The following is a 20437-nucleotide window of genomic DNA, read 5'->3' on the forward strand; positions in this document are numbered from 1 at the left end:
CCTTCCCTTATGGCGGTGTGATCAAGAGCGTTGCGGTGGTGCGCAGGTTGTAGGTCTGACCGGCTGGATCGCCAAATGCTGTCTCGGCGAGCATTACTGCACGATTGCCTTGGCGCGCATTAGGATCAATGAGGGCTTGCGTAGTAATCCTCCCGGTAGCGCCAGCGCTCAGATTACCAAGCTCTAGGTTGATGAATTGATCAAGGCCAAGCTGTTCGGTGCTACAGGTAAATGGTAACCCCACAGGAGCACATGTAAATCCAAAGGTTGTCAATTCGGGGGGCAGACTGATCCTGACGGTCGTGGTGTAGGCCGTTGCTGGCCCTGGATTGGTGTAGTCTATGTAGATCGGTACGAAGCGCCCCATGCCTCCAGTAACAGGTGCACCAAAATCGGCGACAATCTCAAGTGGTGCCGGGTTGGGTACGTTGGGATCGCCCGGCGGCAGGTTGTAGAGGATGACTTCCAGTTCGTAGGGGTTGCCGCGCCGAATCGCTGGGTTGCCGCCACCAACCACCGGATCACCTAGGGTCAGTTGGATGGTTTCGGTCAGGTTGGCGCTGGCATTCTCCAAGACCTCCAGCGTGAAGCTTTGGGCCACTACGCCCGCAGGGAAGGTGAGTGTACCACTTGTTGGGGTGTAGTCAGTACCGGCCTGGGCTGTACCACCTGTGATGCTGTAGCCTACGCTGACAGGGTAGCCGATGGCGGCATCCAAGCGTACCTCAATCTCCACAGGGGTGGTTGCCACACCCTGCCGAGCGACATAGAGCGTGTCTGTGCTGAAGCGCAGCATGGATGGGTAGGTGCTGAGCACCGTCCCAATCGCTTGGCGGTCACTAAAGACGACCTGATCATTGCCCAAGGTACGGATGGCAGTCAGCCGCACCGCCATGTCGCTCTGGAAGGGTTCAAAGTTGTTGATCAGAGCTACCACAATATTCGCATTGAGTACGCCCGGATTGAAGGTGAGCGTGCCGCTCTGCGCCACAAAGTCTTCGCCTGCACGCGCACTCAGATCAATCGTGGTGTAGTCCACCTCGACAATCCCAAAGGTGACACCTGAGAGATTCACTGGGAAGGTGAGATTTGGCTGATCTTTGTTCATTGGGGTTGCATCACCAATCGAGACGGTGCGCCTTTCGTTGTCTTCGTTGAAGAAGGTGTGGCTCGTACTGGCTGCCGCAGCATAGCCCGGATCAGCGCTGCTCGCTACCGCAACCGTGACGGTGTAGGTTTGAGTTCCGTCATAGTCTAGGTCGTCTACGCCGCGAACCAAGATGGTCTGGGTGATGTTCCAGTTGGCCGGGGTGAATTCGAGTGGCAAGGTGCCATCAATGATGCCCTCGGTCGGATCGTTTGAACTGACGTTGAGGAAGACTGGATCGCTTGGGATGCTGATCAGGCGGATCTGCATGCGAACTTCCGTCCCATCCTCAGAGGTCACGTTGCCGTCGGGCAGCGTGACGATCCAGCCAGCAGTGTCGTTGTCTTCGATGGCGATGCCGTTGTAGACCCACGTCTGCATGTAGGCGGGGTCGCCACTGCCGGTCAGTGTGAGGATGGCACTGTGTACAACGGTTTCGAGCAGATTGTCGTCGAGGGCTTGTACCACGATGGGCTGCGTGGTTTGCCAGTTGGTATTATCAAAGATCAGTTGGGTTGGCGTGATCGCCCGCAGTTGCCCGTCATGGCTTAGGTCGAGGGTAACGGGCATGATGGGTTCGCTTGTCAGGCGTACTTCCAGCGTGGCGCTCGTTTCGCCCTCTTCGTAGAGGTAGACGCTGTCGGGGGTGATGAGCACGCCTGCAACATCGTCGTCCTCGATGGTGGCAGTCAAGACTTCATTGAGGCCAGCGTAGCGCGGATCGCTGCTGGTGGCACTGTGATTGATGGTGGCGCTGTAGATCGTGCCGTGATCCACGAAGTTGGGCGCAACCTGCACCTCCACCGTCCGGCTGACGTTCCAGGTCGTTGGGGTGAAGACCAAGGTGGTTGGGGTGATCAGCAACTCCGCGCCAGCACTGATTGCTACGGTCAGATCAAGCGTAACATCCTCCAAGGGTTCACTGCTCAGGCTGACACTATAGGTCTCCACATTGCTGCCCGTGGGCGTTTCGGTGAGGCTGATGGTGGGCGTGCTGAGCAGAATGCCCGCCGTGTCATCGTCTTCAATGGTCACCGTCAGCACTTCACTCAGCCCTGCGTACAAGGGATCAGTACTGCTGGCCACATGGCTGATGATGGCGGTGTAGCTCGTGCCGTGATCCACGAAGTTGGGCGCAACCTGCACCTCGACGGTCTGACTGATGTTCCAAGTAGCAGGCTCGAAGACCAGGGTGGTTGGGGTGATCAGCAACTCCGCGCCAGCACTGATTGCTACCGTCAGATCAAGCGTGACCTCATCCAAGGGCTCACTGTTCAGGCTAACGCTATAGGTCACCACATTGCTGCCCGTGGGTGTCTCGCTGAGGCTGATGGTTGGCGTACTGAGCACAATCCCTACGCTGTCATCGTCTTCAATCGTGAGCGCAAGCGCCTCATTCAGCCCTGCGTAGAAGGGATCGCTACTGCTACTGAGGTGGCTCAGGGTCACGTTGCGGTCGCCATCAACAATGAAGTTATCAACACTGGTGATGGTGACGGTCTGCGAAATGGCCCAGTTGCTGGCATCGAAGTTGAACAGCGTAGCACTCAGTTCCACTTCACCCGCGATGCTCGGCGTAAGCGCAATGCTCACCGGCGCAGTTGGTTCACTGGCAAGCCGTAGCGTGTAGGTTTCAACCGTGCCCTCGGTGATACTCATGCTGTTGGTGCTGAGCAGCAGGCCCGCAGTGTCGTCGTCGGTAATCGTAGCGGTAATTAGTTCAGTCAGCCCGTTGTAGAGCGCATCGGCACTCGTGGCGTTGTGGCTAATGGTAGCGGTGTAGCTTGTGCCCTGATCCACAACATTGGGCGCAACCTGCACTTCCACTGTCTGGCTGATGTTCCAAGTGGCTGGATCGAAGACTAGGGTGGTTGGGGTGAGGATGAGCGTGGCGCTGTCGGTAATGGCGACACTCAGGTTGATCTCTACCGGATCAGTTGGCATAGAGGCCAGACTGACACTGTAGGCCACCACATTGCTGCCTGTGGGCGTCTCGCTCAGGCTGATGCTGGACGTACTGAGCAGCAACGCGGCCATATCGTTGTCGAGCACAGTGACGCTGAGTGTTTCACTCAAGCCCACGTAGAAGGGATCGGCACTGCTGCTGCTGTGATCAATGGTGAGCGTGCGGTCGCCATCAACGATGTTGTTGTCAATGCTGGTGATCGTGACGGTCTGCGCAATGGCCCAGTTGCTACTATCGAAACTCAGACTGGTAGCCGAGAGCGTCACTTCACCCGTAATGCTCGGCGTAAGGGTGAGGGTGATCGGCGCGGTCGGTTCGCTCGCTAGGCGCACGCTGTAGTTGACACTGCTGCCCTCATCAAGACTCAGGCTGGTGGTACTGAGCAGAATGCCCGCCGTATCATCATCGGTAATCGTGGCGCTCAGGGTCGCACTGAGCCCTTGGTAGAAGGGATCAGCACTGGTGGCGTTGTGGCTGATGGTAGCGATGTAGCTCGTGCCGTGGTCAACCTGGTTGGGCGCAACTTGCACCTCAACGGTCTGGCTGACATTCCAGGTCGTTGGGGTGAAGACCAGGGTGGTTGGGGTGAAGATCAGGTTGGCCCCAGCACTGATCACCACGCCAAAGTCGAGCGTCACATCCGCAGTGGGCTGGCTGGCCAGTCGCACACTATAGGTCTCCACATTGCTACCCGTGGGCGTTTCGCTCAGGCTGATGGTGGGCGTACTGAGCAGGATGCCCGCCGTATCATCATCAATGATCGTCGCCGTCAGCTCTGCCGTGAGTCCAGCGTAGAACGGATCGGCGCTGCTGGCCACATGGCTGATGGTAGCGGTGTAGCTTGTGCCGTGGTCAACCTGGTTGGGTGCAACCTGCACCTCGACGGTCTGGCTGAGGTTCCAAGTAGCCGGGGTGAAGACCAGGGGGTCTGGCGTAAAGATCAGATTAGCCCCAGCGCTGATGGCCACGCTAAAGGTGAGCGTGACCTCCGCAGTGGGCTGGCTGGCCAGACTAACACTATAGGTCTCCACATTGCTACCTGTGGGCGTTTCCGTTAGGCTGATGCTGGGCGTACTGAGCAGGATGCCCACGCTGTCATTGTCTTCAATCGTAACTGCCAGCGTTTCACTTAGCCCTGCGTAGAAGGGATCGCTACTACTACTGGTGTGAGTAATCGTCAAGGTTCGGTCACCATCAACGATGTTGTTGTCAATGCTGGTGATCGTGACGGTCTGCGAAATGGCCCAGTTGCTACTATCGAAATTCAGACTGGTAGCCGAGAGCGTCACTTCACCCATGACACTTGGCGTAAGCGTAATGTTCACGGGCGCAGTTGGTGTACTGGCAAGCCGCAGCGTGTAGGTTGCAACCGTGCCCTCAGTCATGCTGATGCTTGACGTACTGAGCAGGATGTCTGCCGTATCATCATCAGTGATCGTGGCGCTCAGGGTCGCACTGAGCCCTTGGTACAAGGGGTCTGCACTGCTTGCATTATGGCTGATGGTAGCCGTATAGCTCGTGCCGTGGTCAACAAAGTTGGGCGCAACCTGCACCTCAACGGTCTGGCTGACGTTCCAAGTAGCCGGGGTGAAGAGCAGGGTGGTTGGCGTGAAGATCAGATTGGCCCCAGCGCTGATCACCTGGCTAAAGTCGAGCGTCACATCCGCAGTGGGTTGGCTGGCCAGACTGAACCTATAGGTCACTACATTGCTGCCCGTGGGTGTCTCGGTGAGGCTGAGGCTATCGGTACTGAGCAGCAGCCCGGCGCTATCGTCATCAACAATGCTCACCGCGACCGCACGGCTGACCCCGTTATAGAAGGGATCAACACTGGTCGCATTGTGGCGAATCGTCGCCGTGTAGCTTGTGCCCTGATCCACAAAGTTGGGCGCAACCGAAACCGTAATGGTCTGGCTGGTGTTCCAATTGGTGTTATCAAAGAGCAGCACAGTGGGCGTGATCTGCAACTCAGCCGTATCGGTAATCTCCACCACAAAACTGAGCATCACCGCAGCCGTCGGCTCGGTTGCCAAACTCACGCTGTAGGTAACGGGATCGCTGCCCGTGGGCGTTTCGGTGAGGCTGAGGTTGGTAGTGCTAAATTGGAGGCCCGGCTGATCATCGTCCTCAATCGTCACATCCAGCACTGCACTCAGCCCTGCGTAGAAGGGATCGGCGCTGCTGCTGGTGTGGGTGATCGTAGCGGTGTAGGTATCACCCTGAGCCACCGTGTTGGGCACCACCGTCACCGTGACCGTTTGGGCCACATTCCACTCGGCTGGCGCGAAGAGCAACACAGCGGGCGTGATCACCAAGCCAGAAGTGGTGGTAATCGCCACCCCAAAGCTCACCGTCACTGGCGCGGTGGGCTGGCTGACTAGTTGCACGCTGTAGGTCACCGGATCGCTGCCTGTGGGCGTCTCTTCAAGACTGATGCTCGTGGTGCTGATCTGGAGACCCGGCAGATCATTGTCGTGAATCGTCACATCCAGCACTGCACTCAGCCCTGCGTAGAAGGGATCGGCGCTGCTGCTGGTGTTCGTAATCGTCAGCGTCCGGTCACCATCAACAATGTTGTTGTCAATGCTGGTCAGCGTAACGGTCTGCGAGATATTCCAGTTGTTACGATCGAAACTCAGGCTACTCGGCGTGAGCGTCACTTCATCCGTGATGCTGGGCGTAAGCATGATGTTCACGGGCTCAGTTGGTTCACTGGTAAGACGTAGCGTGTAGGTTTCAGCCGTGCCCTCATCAAGACTCAGGCTAGTGGGGCTGAGCAGAATGCCCGCCGTATCATTGTCGGTAATGGTGACAGCAATGGGCGGCACAGCAATCCCTTGGTAGAGGGGATCGCTGCTAGTCGCCGTGTAACTAAGGGTTGCCGTATAGCTCGTGCCCTGGTCAACGAAATTGGGCGCAACCTGTACCTCCACGGTCTGGCTGACATTCCACGTTGCAGGTGTGAAGATGAGCGTGGCCGGATTCAGCACAAGTTCAGCCGTATCGGTGATTGCCACGGCAACCTCAAGCGTCACTGGTGCAAGAGGCTGGCTGTCGAGGCGCACGCTGTAACTGGCCGTCGTACTCCCCGTCGGCGTCTCACTGAGGCTGATGGCAGTGGTACTGAGCAACACACCTGCCGTATCATTGTCGGTAATCGTTACACTCAGTGTTGCACTGAGTCCTTGGTTGAAAGGATCGGCGCTGCTGCTGGTGTGAGCAATCGTCAGCGTGCGGTCGCCGTCAGCGACATTATTGTCAATGCTGGTCAGCGTAACGGTTTGCGAAATATCCCAATTACTACTATTGAAACTCAGCGTATTCGGCGTGAGCGTCACTTCACCCGCAACGCTCGGCGTGAGCGTGATGTTCACGGGCGCAGTTGGTTCACTGGTAAGGCGCACGCTGTAGGTTAGATTATCGCCCTCATCAAGGCTCAGGCTGGTAGTGCTGAGGCTGATGCCCGCCACATCATCGTCGCTAATCGTGGCCGTAACCTGGGCACTCAGACCTTGGTAGCGCGGATCGCTACTGGTGGCATTATTGCCAATCAAGGCCGTATAGCTTGTGCCGTGGTCAACGAAATTGGGCGCAACGCGCACCTCCACAGTACGGGCAGTAGCCCAATTGTTGGGCGTAAAGACTAGACTCGGCGGGCTAAAGCGCAGGTTGGCCCCAGCGCTGATCACCTGGCTAAAGTTGATCGTCACCCGCTCAGTGGGCTCGCTGTTGAGGCGCACATTGTAGGTGGCCGTCGTGCTGCCCGTGATCGTTTCAGTCAAACTGATGCTATTCGGGCTAACGACCAACCCTGCGCTATCGTTGTCCACAATGGTCACGGCAACCGCACGGCTGAGTCCGGTATAGCGCGGATCGGCGCTGGTGGTTCGGTTGGTGATCGTGGCGTTATAGCTTGTACCCTGATCAACCTGGTTGGGCAAAACCTCTACCTGCACCGTCTGGTTGCTATCCCAGTTTGCTGGGGTGAAGAGCAGGGTTGCTGGGGCAAAGGTAAGTGCAGCCGTGTCAATGATCGCCACATCAAAACTGACCATCACCGGCGCAGTGGGCTGGCTGTTGAGGCGCACATTGTAGGTGGCCGTCGTACTGCCCGTGGGCGTCTCTTCAAGACTGATGCTATTGCGGCTAAGGATTAGCCCTGCCGTATCATTATCAGTAATCGTAACCGGCAAGGCACGGCTCAAGCCCTGGTAGAAGGAATCGCTACTGCTACTGCTATGCGTAATCGTTGCGGCGTAGGTATCGCCCTGATCCACCCGATTGGGCGCAACCCAAACCCGGATTTCCTGCGGCGTATCCCACTGTGCGGGCGCAAAGACGAGGGTTGTTGTTGAAAACTCAAGTGCCGCCGAGTTGACAATCGCATGGGTCAGGTTCACCGTCACCGGCGCAGTTGGGCGGCTGGCGAGGCGCACGCTGTAGCTCGCCACCGTACTCCCAGGTGCCTCAGTGAGTTCACGCAGACTGATGCTATTGGCACTCAGCAGTAGTCCCGCCGTATCATTATCGGTAATCGTCACCCCCAGAGTACGGCGCACCTCTTGGTAGAAGGGATCGCTACTCGTCGTGGTATGGATGATCGTTGCGGGATAGGTATTGCCCTGATCAACCCGATTGGGCGCAACACGCACCTCAATTTCCTGCGGGGTATCCCACTGCTCTGGCGTAAAGACGAGGGTCGCAGGCGTCAGCACAAGTGCTGCCGATTCCACCGTAGCGTGGGAAAGATTCACCGTGACCGGCGCGGTGGGCTGGCTGGCGAGGCGCACGCTATAGGTTTCCAGCGTACTACCAGTTGCCGTCTCAGTGAGGCTCAGGCTCGTGCGACTGAGGATCAGGCCCGCCGTATCATCATCAGTAATCGTAAAGGAGAGTTCGCGGGGCGCAAAGGGCGCACCGGGATCGTTATAGTTGGGATCAGCGCTGGCGGCAGTATGGCTCAACGTAGCCTGATAGGTACTCCCCTGGTCAATCTGATTCTGCACCGTCGTCACATTGACCGTCTGCGCCTGGTTCCAATTCGCAGCGGTAAAGACCAACTGATTGCGATCAACCGTAAGGTGGGGCGTAGCACTCGCATCAACCGAGACAGTTACGGGGCTACGCGGTTGGCTTGTGAGGCGCACACTATAGCTGGTGCGATGGCGATTATTGGCACGGCTCTCTTCAAGCGCCGTAGTGGGCGCAGTAATGCGAATGCCCGCCGTATCATTATCGGTAATCGCCACCTCTACAGGCGCAATCGCCACCTCGTGGTAGAAGGAGTCGTTGCTCGTAGCGTGATGGGTAATCCGCCCAACGTGGTCACCTTCAGCAATCGCATCATCAATGACCGTAAGCGTCACCGTCTGCGGCTCATTCCAATCCTGGGGGCGGAACGTGAGGCTCGTAGGCGCAACCGTCAACTGGTCATCGGCCTGCAACACAATGGTGACGGGGGCACGGGGCTGGCTATTGAGCGCAAGGGTATAGGTGGCGCTATGGGGCCGACTACGATCCTCATAGAGCGCAAAGTTGGTTTCACTCAGATTGACGCGAGCGACCGCATTGTCTTTAATCGTGAGTGTATAGGTACTTGGCGCTCCGACAATAGCATTGACGGGCGTACCAAGTTGCACCACAACGGTGCGATCAGGTTCAGCGACGAGATCACTCAGCACCTCAAAGCGCAGGCGCATCATCGTCGTGCCAGGCGGGAAGATGACCGTACCGCTACGCAGGGTATGGTGGCGCGCCTCAGCGCTGCCCGTAACGGTATAGGGCACTTCAACGCGACTGCCACTGGGCGCATTCAACTCAAGGCTAATGCCCACCGAACCAACGCTCTCGGTGACAGTCCGGGCCGTACCAACAAAGCGCACCGTAGGCGGCGGATCGCTATTGACAATCGTCAAAAGGCCAAGCTCAGGGCCTGCGAGGGTCGCATTGGTAATCGTACCCAAATGCAACTGGACGGTACGCAGCGGATCATTGCGCTCATTGGACAGCAATTCAATCGGCAAGACCTGCTCGCGCTCACCGGGCGCAAAGGTCAGCGTGCCACTTGTGGCGCGATAGTGTACCCCCGCCCGCGCACTACCATCGCGGGTCGTGTAGGCCACCGTAACCTCACGCGGAGCATTGATATTGAGGCGCAGGACAAACGTAGCGCGCCCATCGGCTTCGCGTGCGGTAATTTCGGACTGCACGAACGCAACCTCTGGCAGGGGCGGTTCAGGCGTACTGGTAGGCGTGACCGTCGGCGCAGGCGGATTGGTCGCCGTCGGCTCGGGCGTATAGGTTGGAGTCGCGGTTGGCGGAACGGGGGTATAGGTTGGCGTCGCGGTTGGCGGAACTGGCGTATTGGTTGGCGTCGCCGTCGCCGGAACTGGCGTATTGGTCGGCGTCGCCGTCGCTGGTTGTGGCGGAGGTGGAGGTGGCGGCGGAGTAGGCGTGGCCGTCGGTGGGGGGGGCGGAGGTTCAGGGGGCGGCGGTGGTTCAGGCTGAGGCGCTGGTGGTTCGACAGGCGGCACCGGCGTCGGCGTATTGGTCGGCGGAATCGGCGTAACAAACGATACAACTGGTGCAGTGGGCGTGCGCGGCACCGGCGTACTCGTAGGCGTACTCGTAGGCGTGCTGGTAGACGTAGTTGTAGGCGTACCCGCACCAAGACCAGTCTGCCCATCAAGCGGATCGGTAAGCGCAAGCGTAGGCGTAGGGGTTGGCGTAAAGGTCGCAGGCGCAATAACAACCACATCTTGGAGCGGATTAAGACCAACGCCAGGACGCGGAGTAGGGGTCAGGCGATCACGCTCAATCGCCTCAATCACCTGAGCACCAGGCGCACCAACTTGAGGCTCATCATCCCAAAAGCTATAGTCAGCCGGTTCAAGAGCCTGAATATTGCCTGCATAGATCGAGACTTCGGGCGACGCCAAGCGGAAGGTCAGGCGCGCCAAGAAGAAGAGGCTACCAACAATAGCCACAATCGTAAGCAGGATAATCCACAGGAGCGGGTGCTTTAAGACATCGCGCTTAGGCAGCCGCAGCCATGGAGGAAGACTTTTCAGGTTTCGGCGTATCATCAGCGTAGCGGAGGGTGAAGTAGAAGGTACTGCCCTGATCAGGCACACTTTCTACCCCAATAGTGCCACCTAGACGTTCAACAAGTTGCTTACAGATGGCGAGTCCGAGGCCAATGCCCCGTTCAGCGGAATTGATGCCCTCACTCGCGCCATCGCCACGAATGAAGCGTTGGAAAATCTGTTCGTGCATATCGGGTGGAATCCCACGCCCGGTATCTTTTACCTCAACCCGCACATGGTCGCCACAATCGAGGGCACGGACGCTAATCCCGCCGCTACTGGTATAGCGCCGGGCATTATCAACCAATTGGAACACCACCTGACGCACATGGTCAAAATCGGCCCAGACGGGCCGCAGATCACTCGGAATATCAACGGTGAGGGTCAGCCCTTTGGCCTTAATCTGACTCTGAACCCGCCAATTGGCCTCATCAACCGCACGAGCCAACTCTACCGCCTCAAGGTCGGTGGTAGTCACTCCAGCATCAAGGTGGGCCACGGTAATCACATTCTGCAGCAAACCTGCCATGTTGTTAGCATGTAAACGGATCGTCTCCACAAAACTCGCTTGGTCATCCTCCAAACGGCCCACGAGGCCACGCAGCAGCAGATCGGCATTACCCCCAATTACCGTGAGGGGCGTCTTCAATTCATGCGAAATCGTGCCGATAAAATTGGTCTTCGCACGGTCTACCGCTACTTCAGAGGTCATATCTTGGAGCACACAGACATAGCCCGAGCGGCTTTGATCCACACCAACCACAGGCGCAATCGAAGCACGCACAATAAAATCACCAAGGGTATAGAGGTCTTGGGCCCGCTGGGTACCAAAGCCAGGCACACCGTCGGTTAAGGGTTCGAGGGGAATATCGCTCAACTTCTTGGGTGCGGGGGCATCATCGGGGAGGCGCATCAGCCGTCGTGTCGCCCGATTGATCAACTGCACATCGCCCTGATCATCAACCACCACAATCCCATCGGTGATACTATCAACGATTGCAGCCCGCTGGCTCGCTTCTGACTGCACTTGGGCATAGAGCTGAGTGAGGAACTCGGTCATCTGGTTAAAGCTCACCGCCAATTGACCAATCTCATTCTCACGATAGACTGTAGCACGCCGGTTGAATTGACCAGCGGCAACATCCTTCGACGTGGCGACAAGGTCTTGGAGGGGATGGGTGATGCGATTCGCAATAAAGACACCCACGATGATAATCGAGACAGCCAGCACCAGCACCAACCCCAAAATCGGCGCGAAGGCACTTTGCCAGTCGCTCATGACAAATTCGTTTGATAGCGCCGGAGCGATGATGCCTAACGGTTCGCTGCGAATGAACAGAGCGGCGTAGGCTGCCTTGAATTCGCGTGGAGCAAGCTGCAAATCTTTATTGACTGAAAAGCCTTCACTTGTAATGTCGGGATTATTCCAAAATCCTCTAACAAAATCACTATCAATTGGATCAGTATTTTCAACAAAGGTAGAATGCAAGATTCTACCAGCGGTATCATACGCCGTGATCCCGGCAGCTTGCGAACGGTCACGCAGCATCGTCAAAAAGCTATCCAGCCGCATACCCGCAATCAAGCCACCAACAATCTGCTCGTTATGGTAGACCGGAGCAATCGTCACCAAATAGTAGGTTTCACTCCCATCAAAGCTAATGATGTAGGCATACTTATCGCCGAGATCATCAGCACGACCAGTTAGAACGTCATCAATATAGGGTAACCCTTGGATGAGAAAAGGTGCGTGAACAGTTGGCTCAGATGCCTGACCAAAACTCTCAAAATCGACCAGTGTTTCACCAGCCTGATTAAAAGCAATCAGGCGATCAATACGTAACTGGCTGCGGTTTCTCGCCAAACGAAAATAGGGATGGAGCGCACGGGCCAAACCTTGGCGATCATTCGTAGCCAGCGCCTCAGCAACAGCCGGTGCAGCTACCTCTGGATCGTTGTTTTCAGGAGCAAACGCAGCTTCGCGCAGAAACTCAAGGTTTGAGCGTTCTTGGGCAACAATGGAATCGGTTACGCTGCTGGCAATACTCGCCAACTGATTATTGAACCGTTCATCAATCGATTGGGCAAGGAAAAAAAAGGACAACGAGGCCCCAATCACCGACACAACGAGGGTGAGCAGCAGGAAGGGTATAATAATCTGGTAGCGAAGCTGCCCAGTAAGCTGCTTCCATATGCGCTTCATAGCCGCCTCGTAGACATAAGCAGAAGCTAAACGGACGTAGCGAGACTACGCCGTATACTATGAGTATAGGTTTAGTAGGGGGGTTATGCAAGGGGCTTTTGCTGACAGTTTGTTTAATTTTGTGTGGTGGTTGCGGCCCATTCCTGGGGCTGCGCCCCGAACCCCCGCCGGGCGGCGTAACGCCATGTGCATGGCACCGCCTCAACGCTACCCAAGCGCCCGCTGGCATGCTATACTCCTCAGGCTATGCGTATTGGAATTGATGCCCGCTTGAATGCCTATCGTGAGGGCGGCATTGCCCAGTATACCCGCCTGCTGCTGGAGGCATTGGTGCATTTGGCGCCTGCTGATGAGTTTGTCGTATTACAGCATCTGCGGCAGCGCCAACCGCTACTGGTGGCCCCCAAGCTGCGCGCAACCAAACTCTTCACCCCGCCGCACCACCGCTACGAAGAACTCTTGCTACCGCTTGAGCTATGGCCGCGTCGGCTGGATTGTCTCCATTGCCCCGATTTCATTGCGCCGCAGCGTCGCCCCTGTCCAGCCGTGGTCACTATTCATGATTTAGCCTTTCTGCACTTCCCCGAAATTCTCGATGATGCAGCACGGCGCTACTACAGCCAAGTGCGGCGCGCAGTCCACGAGGCCGAAGGGGTGATCACCGTCTCCCATGCGACCCGCGCCGATATGGTTGAGTTGCTTGAACTAGCACCCGAACGGATTCGGGTGATCTATGAGGCTGCCGATCCGGCCTTTGGGCCCCTACCCACTGCACGCGCTGAGCAGCGGGTGATCAACGGCCACAGGCTCAACGGCGGGCAGTTCCTGCTCTTTGTGAGTACCATTGAGCCGCGTAAGAATCTTGAGACACTGCTGCGAGCGCTGCGGATCGCGCTGGATCGCAGACCGCAGGCAGGCTACCAGCTCGTGGCCGCCGGGCGAGCCGGATGGCTCGATCAGCCGATCTATGCTTTGGTGCGCGACTTACGGCTGGGAGATGCGGTAACCTTCTTGGGTGGGGTGGCCCCAAAGGAGTTGCACTGGCTCTATGCTGCCTGTAGGCTCTATGCCAACCCCTCACTCTACGAAGGTTTTGGCCTGCCCGTACTCGAAGCGCTGGCCTGCGCAGCCCCAACCCTCGTGGCCGACAATAGCAGCCTACCCGAAGTGGCTGGCGCTGCCGCCTTGGTCTTGCCCACCCGCGATAGTGAGGCGTGGGCAACAGCAATCATGCAACTCTGGGACGACGAAGCGGCCCAAGCCGACCTCGCCCAGCGTGGCCCCCTCCGCGCCGCCCAATTCTCGTGGCAACGTGCCGCACGCGAAACCTTAGCGGTCTATCGGGAGTGTGGAAGAGGCGGGAGGTGAGGGAACCAAGTTCCCTCTTGACCATGCTCAAGAACGTAGCGGCTGTTCCAACGCTGCCAACCAAGCTTGCAGATCATCCAGAGAGGAGAGGCTGAACAAGGCTTCACTCAAAGCCAGGAATGTTCCTGTTTTGCGCCGGTGGTGCAATCCTCTGAACCTCTTCTCGTTGACGTTGTGAACCTTTTGTTCAAAAAACTCGCTACCCCGCTACCTCCTCCTGCGGCAGCCCCATGTGGCGGCGGCGCTCGGCGGCGAGACGGCGCTTTTCGCTGATCATGTCGCCGGTGACGTAGACGCCGAAGGAGCGTAGTCCGGCTAGTTTGAGGCCGTGTTTGTGCCAGAGGCGGTACATCTCTTTGACCCGCTCCATTTCGATGTTGCGCCCGAGGGTGTAGTCTTCAAACATGCCCTCCATCGCCAACAATGCGGTCTCGGAGAGGCATGCGTAGGCGGTGCCAGGGGGCATGTCAATATCTACGCCGAAGTCGGGTTCGCCGGGGAGGACGATTTCGCCGCTTTCGACAATGAGTACGTCGGGACGGCGGGCGGCGTCGGCGGGTTTGACATCGGGTGGGCGCGCAACGTCGCAGATGACCGCACCGGGTTTGAGTTTGTCTACGTTGACGACGTTGCCTGTGAGCGAGCTGGTAGTGGTGATGATCAGGTCGGCTTCGCCGATGTAGGCGTCGGGATGGGTGGCGGCAATGACACGCGCCCCCGGCGTTTCGGCTTCGATCTGCTGTTTGAGCGCCAGGAGGCGTTCGGGGCGCGGCGCGATCAGTACGACATCGCCAACCGCTTGGGCCAGCAGGCGAGCGCAGACTGCGCCAATAGAGCCGGTTGCGCCAATGACCACGGCGCGGACTTTGCTGGGCCGTCCGCCTTTCATGAGAATGACGGCTTGCTTGGCCGCCTCAAGGGTGGCGGCGACGGTGAGTGAGTTGCCGGAGGTGATGCCGATGGTCGCTTTTTGGGCAACGGTGATGCCCGCGTCGCCAACGACAGAGGTGAATGCGCCCAGGCCCATCAGGTGTGCGCCCATGCGCTCGGCCATGCGTGCGGCGCGAATCAGGCGGCGATAGGTGAAACTCGGCTCGCGCCGCATCATTTCGCGGGGCGTAGTGCCCAAGGAGAGCAGGAAGCCTTCGGCCTCTTCACCCGTGGCAGTGGAGCGGATGCCACGAATCTTGGAGACGTAGAGGGGGGGCATGTAGGCGGCCATGCGTTCAACGAGGCGTTCGGGCAGGTGGCGTGTCCAGCGGAAGCGCGGGTGGTTGGCGATCAGGCTGGTGCGCAGCGGGTGGATGACGAAGGCAAACTTGGGGCGTGGGCGTGGATTGAGTTGCTGTACGGTTGGCCCCCAGCCAGCGGCGGCGATGAAGTCAAGGACTTCGGCTTCGCCGGGTTGGCGCTTGGCCTCTTGCAGCGCAGTGACGAGCGCCTCTAGTACATCGGCGGCCATAAAGGGGCGCTCGGCACTCAAGGGCGGCATCATGGTTACGAGGGTGGTGACGCCCCGCTGGCGCAAATCTTCAAGCTCGGCGGGGGCGGGATCGTCGGTGATGATGCTTTTGCCACTGAGATCGGGGGGGGCAAAGCGGCGAATGAAGGCAAAATCGCCCGCGATCACGTCGGCCCATTGGAAGAGGGGGGCCAGGCGTGGGTCGTAGTCTGCTTGGCTCAAGCCGACAGGATAGAGGATGCGGTAGGGCAACAGGGCGGTGATGGGCAGCGTGGTGGCGGCGTAGAGTTCGAGTTGGGCAAGGCTGCGCGGCGGGGGCAGGTTGGGCAAGCCGATGTGGATCAGTGGATCGGCAAAGCGCAAGGTTGGTTCATACTGGTCAATCGCCGCAGCCAATTGGTAGCGTTCAATCCCGCTGGTGAGCAGCACCCGTTTGTAGCGCAAGAGGCTAGGGAGTTGCCGGGCTGCTTGGGCAATGGCCCAGCGTTCGAGGGTGGCCTTGATCACCCCGCCGTCTACGACGGGCGTGCGCGTGGCTTGGGAGGCTATCTGGATGGCTTGGCGGTGGGGGTAGCGCGCTGTGCCGACCCGAAAGACCGGGGTGAGGCCGCCGAGCCCAATGGCATCGGCGTGGCCATCGCAGGAGCGCAGCAACTCGGCGGCGCGGGCGACGCTCCCATCGGTACCGATGCGCTCAATCTCGACACTCCGTCCGAGCAGGGTGGTGGTAACGCGATAATCACGGGCCGAAGAGCCCAGGCTAATACTGACAATGCGCTTCATTGCACCTTATTCTTCCTATTGGAGACGCTTCAGTTCGGCTTGGAGCGCTTGGATTTGGGCTTCCATAGCAAGGATGCGCTCCTCGAGGGTGGTGACGCGGGCTTCAGCTCCGGCGCGTGCTGCCGCTTCACTAGCAGCACGCTCCTCCGCCTCGCTGCGCGCTTCGCTCTCGTAGCGTACCAAAGACTCGGCGCTGGCGGCACGGGCCTCGGCCACAGCGGCAAGTTGGATGGCGGCGCTATAGTCGCCCAACTCTTGGCCCTGCTGATCGTAACAGATGACGCGCTCGCCGTGAACCCCAAGCCAGATGTTGGCCACATCGATCCAGATCCGTCCACTGGGGTCGGGCGGTTGCACATGGTAGCTATGGCCGACGAGGTTATAGCCAAGCAGATTGAGTTGGCGCGTTTCCCCCGTCCCTTCTTCGTCTACGATGATATACTGGGTGACTCCGGCATAGGCGTAGTGGTAGACTTTAGCATCGAGGTCATTGTTGCGCGTTGTGGGCGCAGTCCGCTCGATGATCAGGCAGGGGCGCAGACCCTCTTTGACCACATCAAAGGTACGCCAATCGCGCTGCTCGTGCAGCCCACGAATGAGCATAAGGTCGGGCGTGTGGCTACCGAGCAGCGGCTGATCCCAGGTAATCCGAACATTGCTGAGTACCAGTGCAGCGCCGCTGGCAGCAACGCATGTGTGCAACACCTGAGCCAAATAGAGGCGGTCTCTCTCGTGGCGGTCGCTATGAATAATGTAGTCGTCCTCTTCGGGATGCAGCACATCTTCGAGGGTAAGCGGCACCCGTTCCATGTGATGTTCATCGCCGGGGATGGGGCGTTGCAGATAGCGCCAGCCATAGCACCAGGGGTCGTGTTCGGGCGTAGTTGGATTGTGAGGAGGTTGCATAGGGAGTACGTTCTGGTTCTAAGAGGCGGTCTGAAAAGTCTATGGTTTGGTGTTGGAGTGCCGGCTTCAGCCGGCTAAAGCCGGCACTCCAGCGTGTGCCTCCCGGCTTTTCAGACAGCCTCTAAGGAGAGGAGTTGGACGCAAGGCCATTTTTCGCATAGCACACATAGTCGCGGCCAGACATGCCCACGCGCCGAAAGCCACACTGGCGCTCATAGAAACGTCTGGTTGCGGGTGACCAAAGCGGTGCTGCGACGGTCCAGTGGCGCACATCGGCGTGCAAGCGTTCAAGTTCTTGCCAGCAGAGCAGGCCAAGACCTTTGCTCTGCCAGGGCAGGGCGATGAAAAAGAGCCCGAGGACAGCCTCATGGGGGCTATAGTACCAGATCACCGCCGCGCCTACAGGAGCATGTTCCACCCAGAGGGTATAGACGAAGGTATCAATGCAGCCTGGGGGCCAACGTTGGAAGAAGTCGCTGTTGCGATAGCAGGCTAAAAGTTGCTGATCGAAGGTAGAATCATTGGGCGCATCAGCATCAAAGGCCGCCGTCATGAGTTGGGTCAGCAGGGGTACTTCCGCATCGTTGAGCGGTGCAAGGGTTAGCTTCATCGCTTACACTGGGTTGTACCGAAGAAGTGCCTTCTTCCGCACAAACATGAATATGTGCTAAGATCGTAGCGTAGGCAAGCTACTTCATTCATTCTACAAGGATTATAGGGCTATGCAAGGGGTTGCGGGCAAGCAAATTGAATTGGTGGGGCCAGCGGTGTTGCCGTTGGGCTTGGGTTGGCGGGCGGGTGGGCCGCAGTTGCTTGCGGTGGCATTGCAGCATCCGCCGGTGCATCTGTTGCTCTATCCGAGCGAAGCACTCGATCTGAGCGGAGCGCGGGCAGATTTGGCCTACAGTTATGCGGCACGCTGGTTGGCCGCGCATAGCCTCGGGGGGCGCGTGCGCGTGGATCTGGAGTTGGCGGTACCCAGCTTTATGGGCTTAGGCTCGGCAGCGAGTCTGGCGGTGACCTTGGGGACAGGCTTGGCCCATTGGTATGAACAGCCCCACGAGCCTGCGGCAACCATTGCGTCCGCCTGTGGCCTGCCGCCAGGCGAGCAGCCCTTGGCGCAGATTGCGGCCCAGGGCGGGCTGTGGCTCTGTGGCTTGCCGGGCAGCCAGACGCCCGACCTACGGCGAACCATTCAGCATACGAACCGCCAGGCCTGGGCCTTCGTGATCGTATTGCCCCGACTTGATCCCGTGCCAGAAGCCAACTTTGAGCTAGAACGCTTAAACAATGCCTTACAATTCGCGCCCCAGCTTGCTGCGGCCCAAGCTGAAGCAGCGACTGAAGCGTTGATCGCGGCACTCGATGCGGATGATCTGGAAGGCTTTGGGGCTGCACTCACCCAATTGCAAGGTGGCTACGCACAACCCCCGTTGAGCGCATGGGAACAGCAAGTTTGCGACCAACTGCGCGCGAGTGGCGCAGTAGCCTGTGGGCGCAGCCTAGCTGGCGCAGCGCTCTTTGGCATCGTACAGGGCGACCGGGGCAGCATCAGTGCGCGCCAGGCCCTACGCCCACTCGTGCCCCCAACCAAGGGCGTCGTGATGGCAGCGATTACAGAGAATGAGGGATTGCGAGTGGTGCAGCGTTCGTGAGCAGCAGTATCAAGCGTTTGCTCATGATGAATGCAGGGGCGTAGCAGCGGCCCGCCCCAAGCATCAGCGCGCAGTAGGGAATCTACAGGCCGCTGCTACGGCCTACCCAATGGAGATCACCAAATCCAGCGCATGTTGAGGGACGACACATAGAGGCTGGCCCCATGCCACATTAACCCAAGAGATCAAGTAACTCACGCACAGCAAGCCCATGCTGCGCCGGGTGGCGCATGGGCCTGTCGGCATGGATGGCATAGCGGTTGGAACGCCCCACGCGAGTATGGCTCACATAACCCGCATCGTGCAGGTCACGCAGAATGCGTTGCACCGCCCGTTCGGTGATGCCCACCTGTCCGGCAATTTCACGGGCCGTGGCATTCTGGTTCTGAGCAATACAAAGCAACACTTGGGCATGATTGGTCAGAAATGTCCACTGCGACATCCTTGGTCTCCTTACAACAAGGCGTAAGCACGAGGAGTTCGTTCCTGCCTCAGTGTACATCAATTTGCGGAAATGGGGGATGCAAAGGAAATCAGCTTGCTTCGCATCTATGCTCAACTGCATATCTAAAGTCTAGTATAATAGTGTAGTACGCAAGCAGGTCGTAGAAAGATTTTTTTGGGGGAGGCGAAGCCTCCCCCAAACCCCCACCAAGGGCTAATGTAATAAGGAGCAAAACAGTGGATCAGGCATACCAACCCAAAAGATGGTTCTTTGTACTCATTTTTTTCGGCTTGCTTGGTCTTGGTATCTACATCTGGCGCTCCTCTACACCACAAGTTCGCGCCACCGAGTTGCTGGCCCCAGCCGTTGTGGTGCCCGCTCAGATGAGTTTGGGTACCTGGAGCCCCTTTGCCACCATGACAGGCCAGATTGCTGAAGCCACTTCTGCCCCTGCCGTGGTCTCGTGGGGGGCAGGGCGCCTCGATCTCTTTGTGCGCGGACGCAATGGTGAACTGTTTCAAAACTACCGCGAAGCGGGGCAATGGTCGGGTTGGCAGGTGCCCCCAGCCTTTCGCGGGGTTGTGCTGCGCTCTGCTCCCACATGCGCCTCTTGGGGCAGCCAACGCATCAGTTGTGTCGCCCTGATCGAAGATGATCGCGCCGTGTGGCACTTCTACTACGATGGCCAAGCTTGGGCCCGCGAGAGCCTAGGGGGCGATGCTTGGTCGGCCCCGACGATTGTCTCGCCGCAGCCCGATCAGGTGGCCGTCTTTGTTGCCGGTGCTGGCGGACGCCTCTATGGGAGAGGTTGGGTGCCTGGGCGCTGGTCTGAATGGATTGACTTCGGCGGCGAACTGCGCTCCGCCCCCGCGTGCGCTGCCTACCGTGGCGACCAGGTAATCCACTGTTTTGTCACCAATACCCAACGCTCCATTTCACGCCAAGCAATTCTGATCGATGGCGAGCGGCTCAGTGGCAGTGGCTATGTGACCCTCGCTATGCATGAGGCCAATGGCAACTCCCTCATGATGGCTTCAGCCCCCGCAGCCCTCGCTATTGGCCCCAATCGCATCGCGATCCTTGCGCTCAATGATGCCCAAAAGCTCTTTCAGACCACATGGGCCGGACGTGATAACGTGACCTGGCAACCAGCCAATGAGAATCTCCCTCTGGCGACGATCCCCTCCTGCACCAGCACCACCCCCGGACGCACCGATTGCTTCGCCCGGGCCAGTGATAGCCCCATGCTCAATGCCTTTGGTGATATGCTCCAAACGAGTGGGACGGTGCGGTGAAGTATACTACCATTTACGATTGTAGATTGTAGATTGTAGATTGTAGATTGTAGATTGTAGATTGTAGATTGTAGATTGCCGAACATGGCGTCCCAATGGGCGTTAGCGTTCCATGATAATGC

9 protein-coding genes are annotated in these 20437 nt (G+C 58.2%); 3 read left to right on the top strand and 6 right to left on the bottom strand.

Going from position 1 to position 20437, the window contains the following annotated elements; genetic code table 11:
- Positions 1 to 7: 7 nt before the first annotated feature.
- Positions 8 to 10198, bottom strand: coding sequence for a Calx-beta domain-containing protein (locus tag CJ255_RS10290; RefSeq protein WP_097644017.1), 10191 nt, complete (start codon positions 10196 to 10198; stop codon positions 8 to 10).
- The gene (locus tag CJ255_RS10295) at positions 10149 to 12401 is read right to left on the bottom strand and encodes an ATP-binding protein (RefSeq protein ID WP_097644018.1); all 2253 of its coding nucleotides are present in this window, start codon (positions 12399 to 12401) and stop codon (positions 10149 to 10151) included. The genes CJ255_RS10290 and CJ255_RS10295 overlap by 50 nt, the downstream gene beginning before the upstream one ends.
- A 246-nt stretch (positions 12402 to 12647) precedes the next feature.
- Here CJ255_RS10295 and CJ255_RS10300 point away from each other — a divergent pair, with 246 nt between their 5' ends.
- On the top strand, positions 12648 to 13769 hold the full coding sequence (locus CJ255_RS10300) for a glycosyltransferase family 4 protein (protein WP_097644019.1): 1122 nt from the start codon (positions 12648 to 12650) through the stop codon (positions 13767 to 13769).
- Between the two features lie 199 nt (positions 13770 to 13968).
- Here CJ255_RS10300 and CJ255_RS10305 read toward each other — a convergent pair whose 3' ends face one another.
- The 3 genes from CJ255_RS10305 to CJ255_RS10315 all read right to left on the bottom strand — a co-directional run bounded on the left by CJ255_RS10305 (position 13969) and on the right by CJ255_RS10315 (position 17530).
- The gene (locus CJ255_RS10305; RefSeq protein WP_097644020.1) at positions 13969 to 16014 is read right to left on the bottom strand and encodes a DUF8754 domain-containing protein; all 2046 of its coding nucleotides are present in this window, start codon (positions 16012 to 16014) and stop codon (positions 13969 to 13971) included.
- A gap of 15 nt (positions 16015 to 16029) precedes the next feature.
- The gene (locus tag CJ255_RS10310) at positions 16030 to 16920 is read right to left on the bottom strand and encodes a Uma2 family endonuclease (RefSeq protein WP_097644021.1); all 891 of its coding nucleotides are present in this window, start codon (positions 16918 to 16920) and stop codon (positions 16030 to 16032) included.
- A gap of 121 nt (positions 16921 to 17041) precedes the next feature.
- Entirely contained in the window at positions 17042 to 17530 is a 489-nt protein-coding gene (locus tag CJ255_RS10315; protein WP_097644022.1) for a GNAT family N-acetyltransferase, read from the bottom strand.
- Positions 17531 to 17642: 112 nt separating this feature from the next.
- Here CJ255_RS10315 and CJ255_RS10320 point away from each other — a divergent pair, with 112 nt between their 5' ends.
- Entirely contained in the window at positions 17643 to 18575 is a 933-nt protein-coding gene (locus tag CJ255_RS10320) for a hypothetical protein (RefSeq protein ID WP_097644023.1), read from the top strand.
- A 172-nt stretch (positions 18576 to 18747) separates the two neighbouring features.
- Here CJ255_RS10320 and CJ255_RS10325 read toward each other — a convergent pair whose 3' ends face one another.
- Positions 18748 to 19017 (bottom strand): helix-turn-helix transcriptional regulator, encoded by a 270-nt coding sequence (locus CJ255_RS10325; RefSeq protein ID WP_097644024.1) that lies wholly within the window; start codon positions 19015 to 19017, stop codon positions 18748 to 18750.
- Positions 19018 to 19256: 239 nt separating this feature from the next.
- Here CJ255_RS10325 and CJ255_RS10330 point away from each other — a divergent pair, with 239 nt between their 5' ends.
- Entirely contained in the window at positions 19257 to 20315 is a 1059-nt protein-coding gene (locus CJ255_RS10330; protein WP_097644025.1) for a DUF8189 domain-containing protein, read from the top strand.
- Positions 20316 to 20437: the final 122 nt, after the last annotated feature.

This window comes from Candidatus Viridilinea mediisalina, assembly GCF_002532535.1.
GTDB classification, from domain to species: domain Bacteria; phylum Chloroflexota; class Chloroflexia; order Chloroflexales; family Chloroflexaceae; genus Viridilinea; species Viridilinea mediisalina.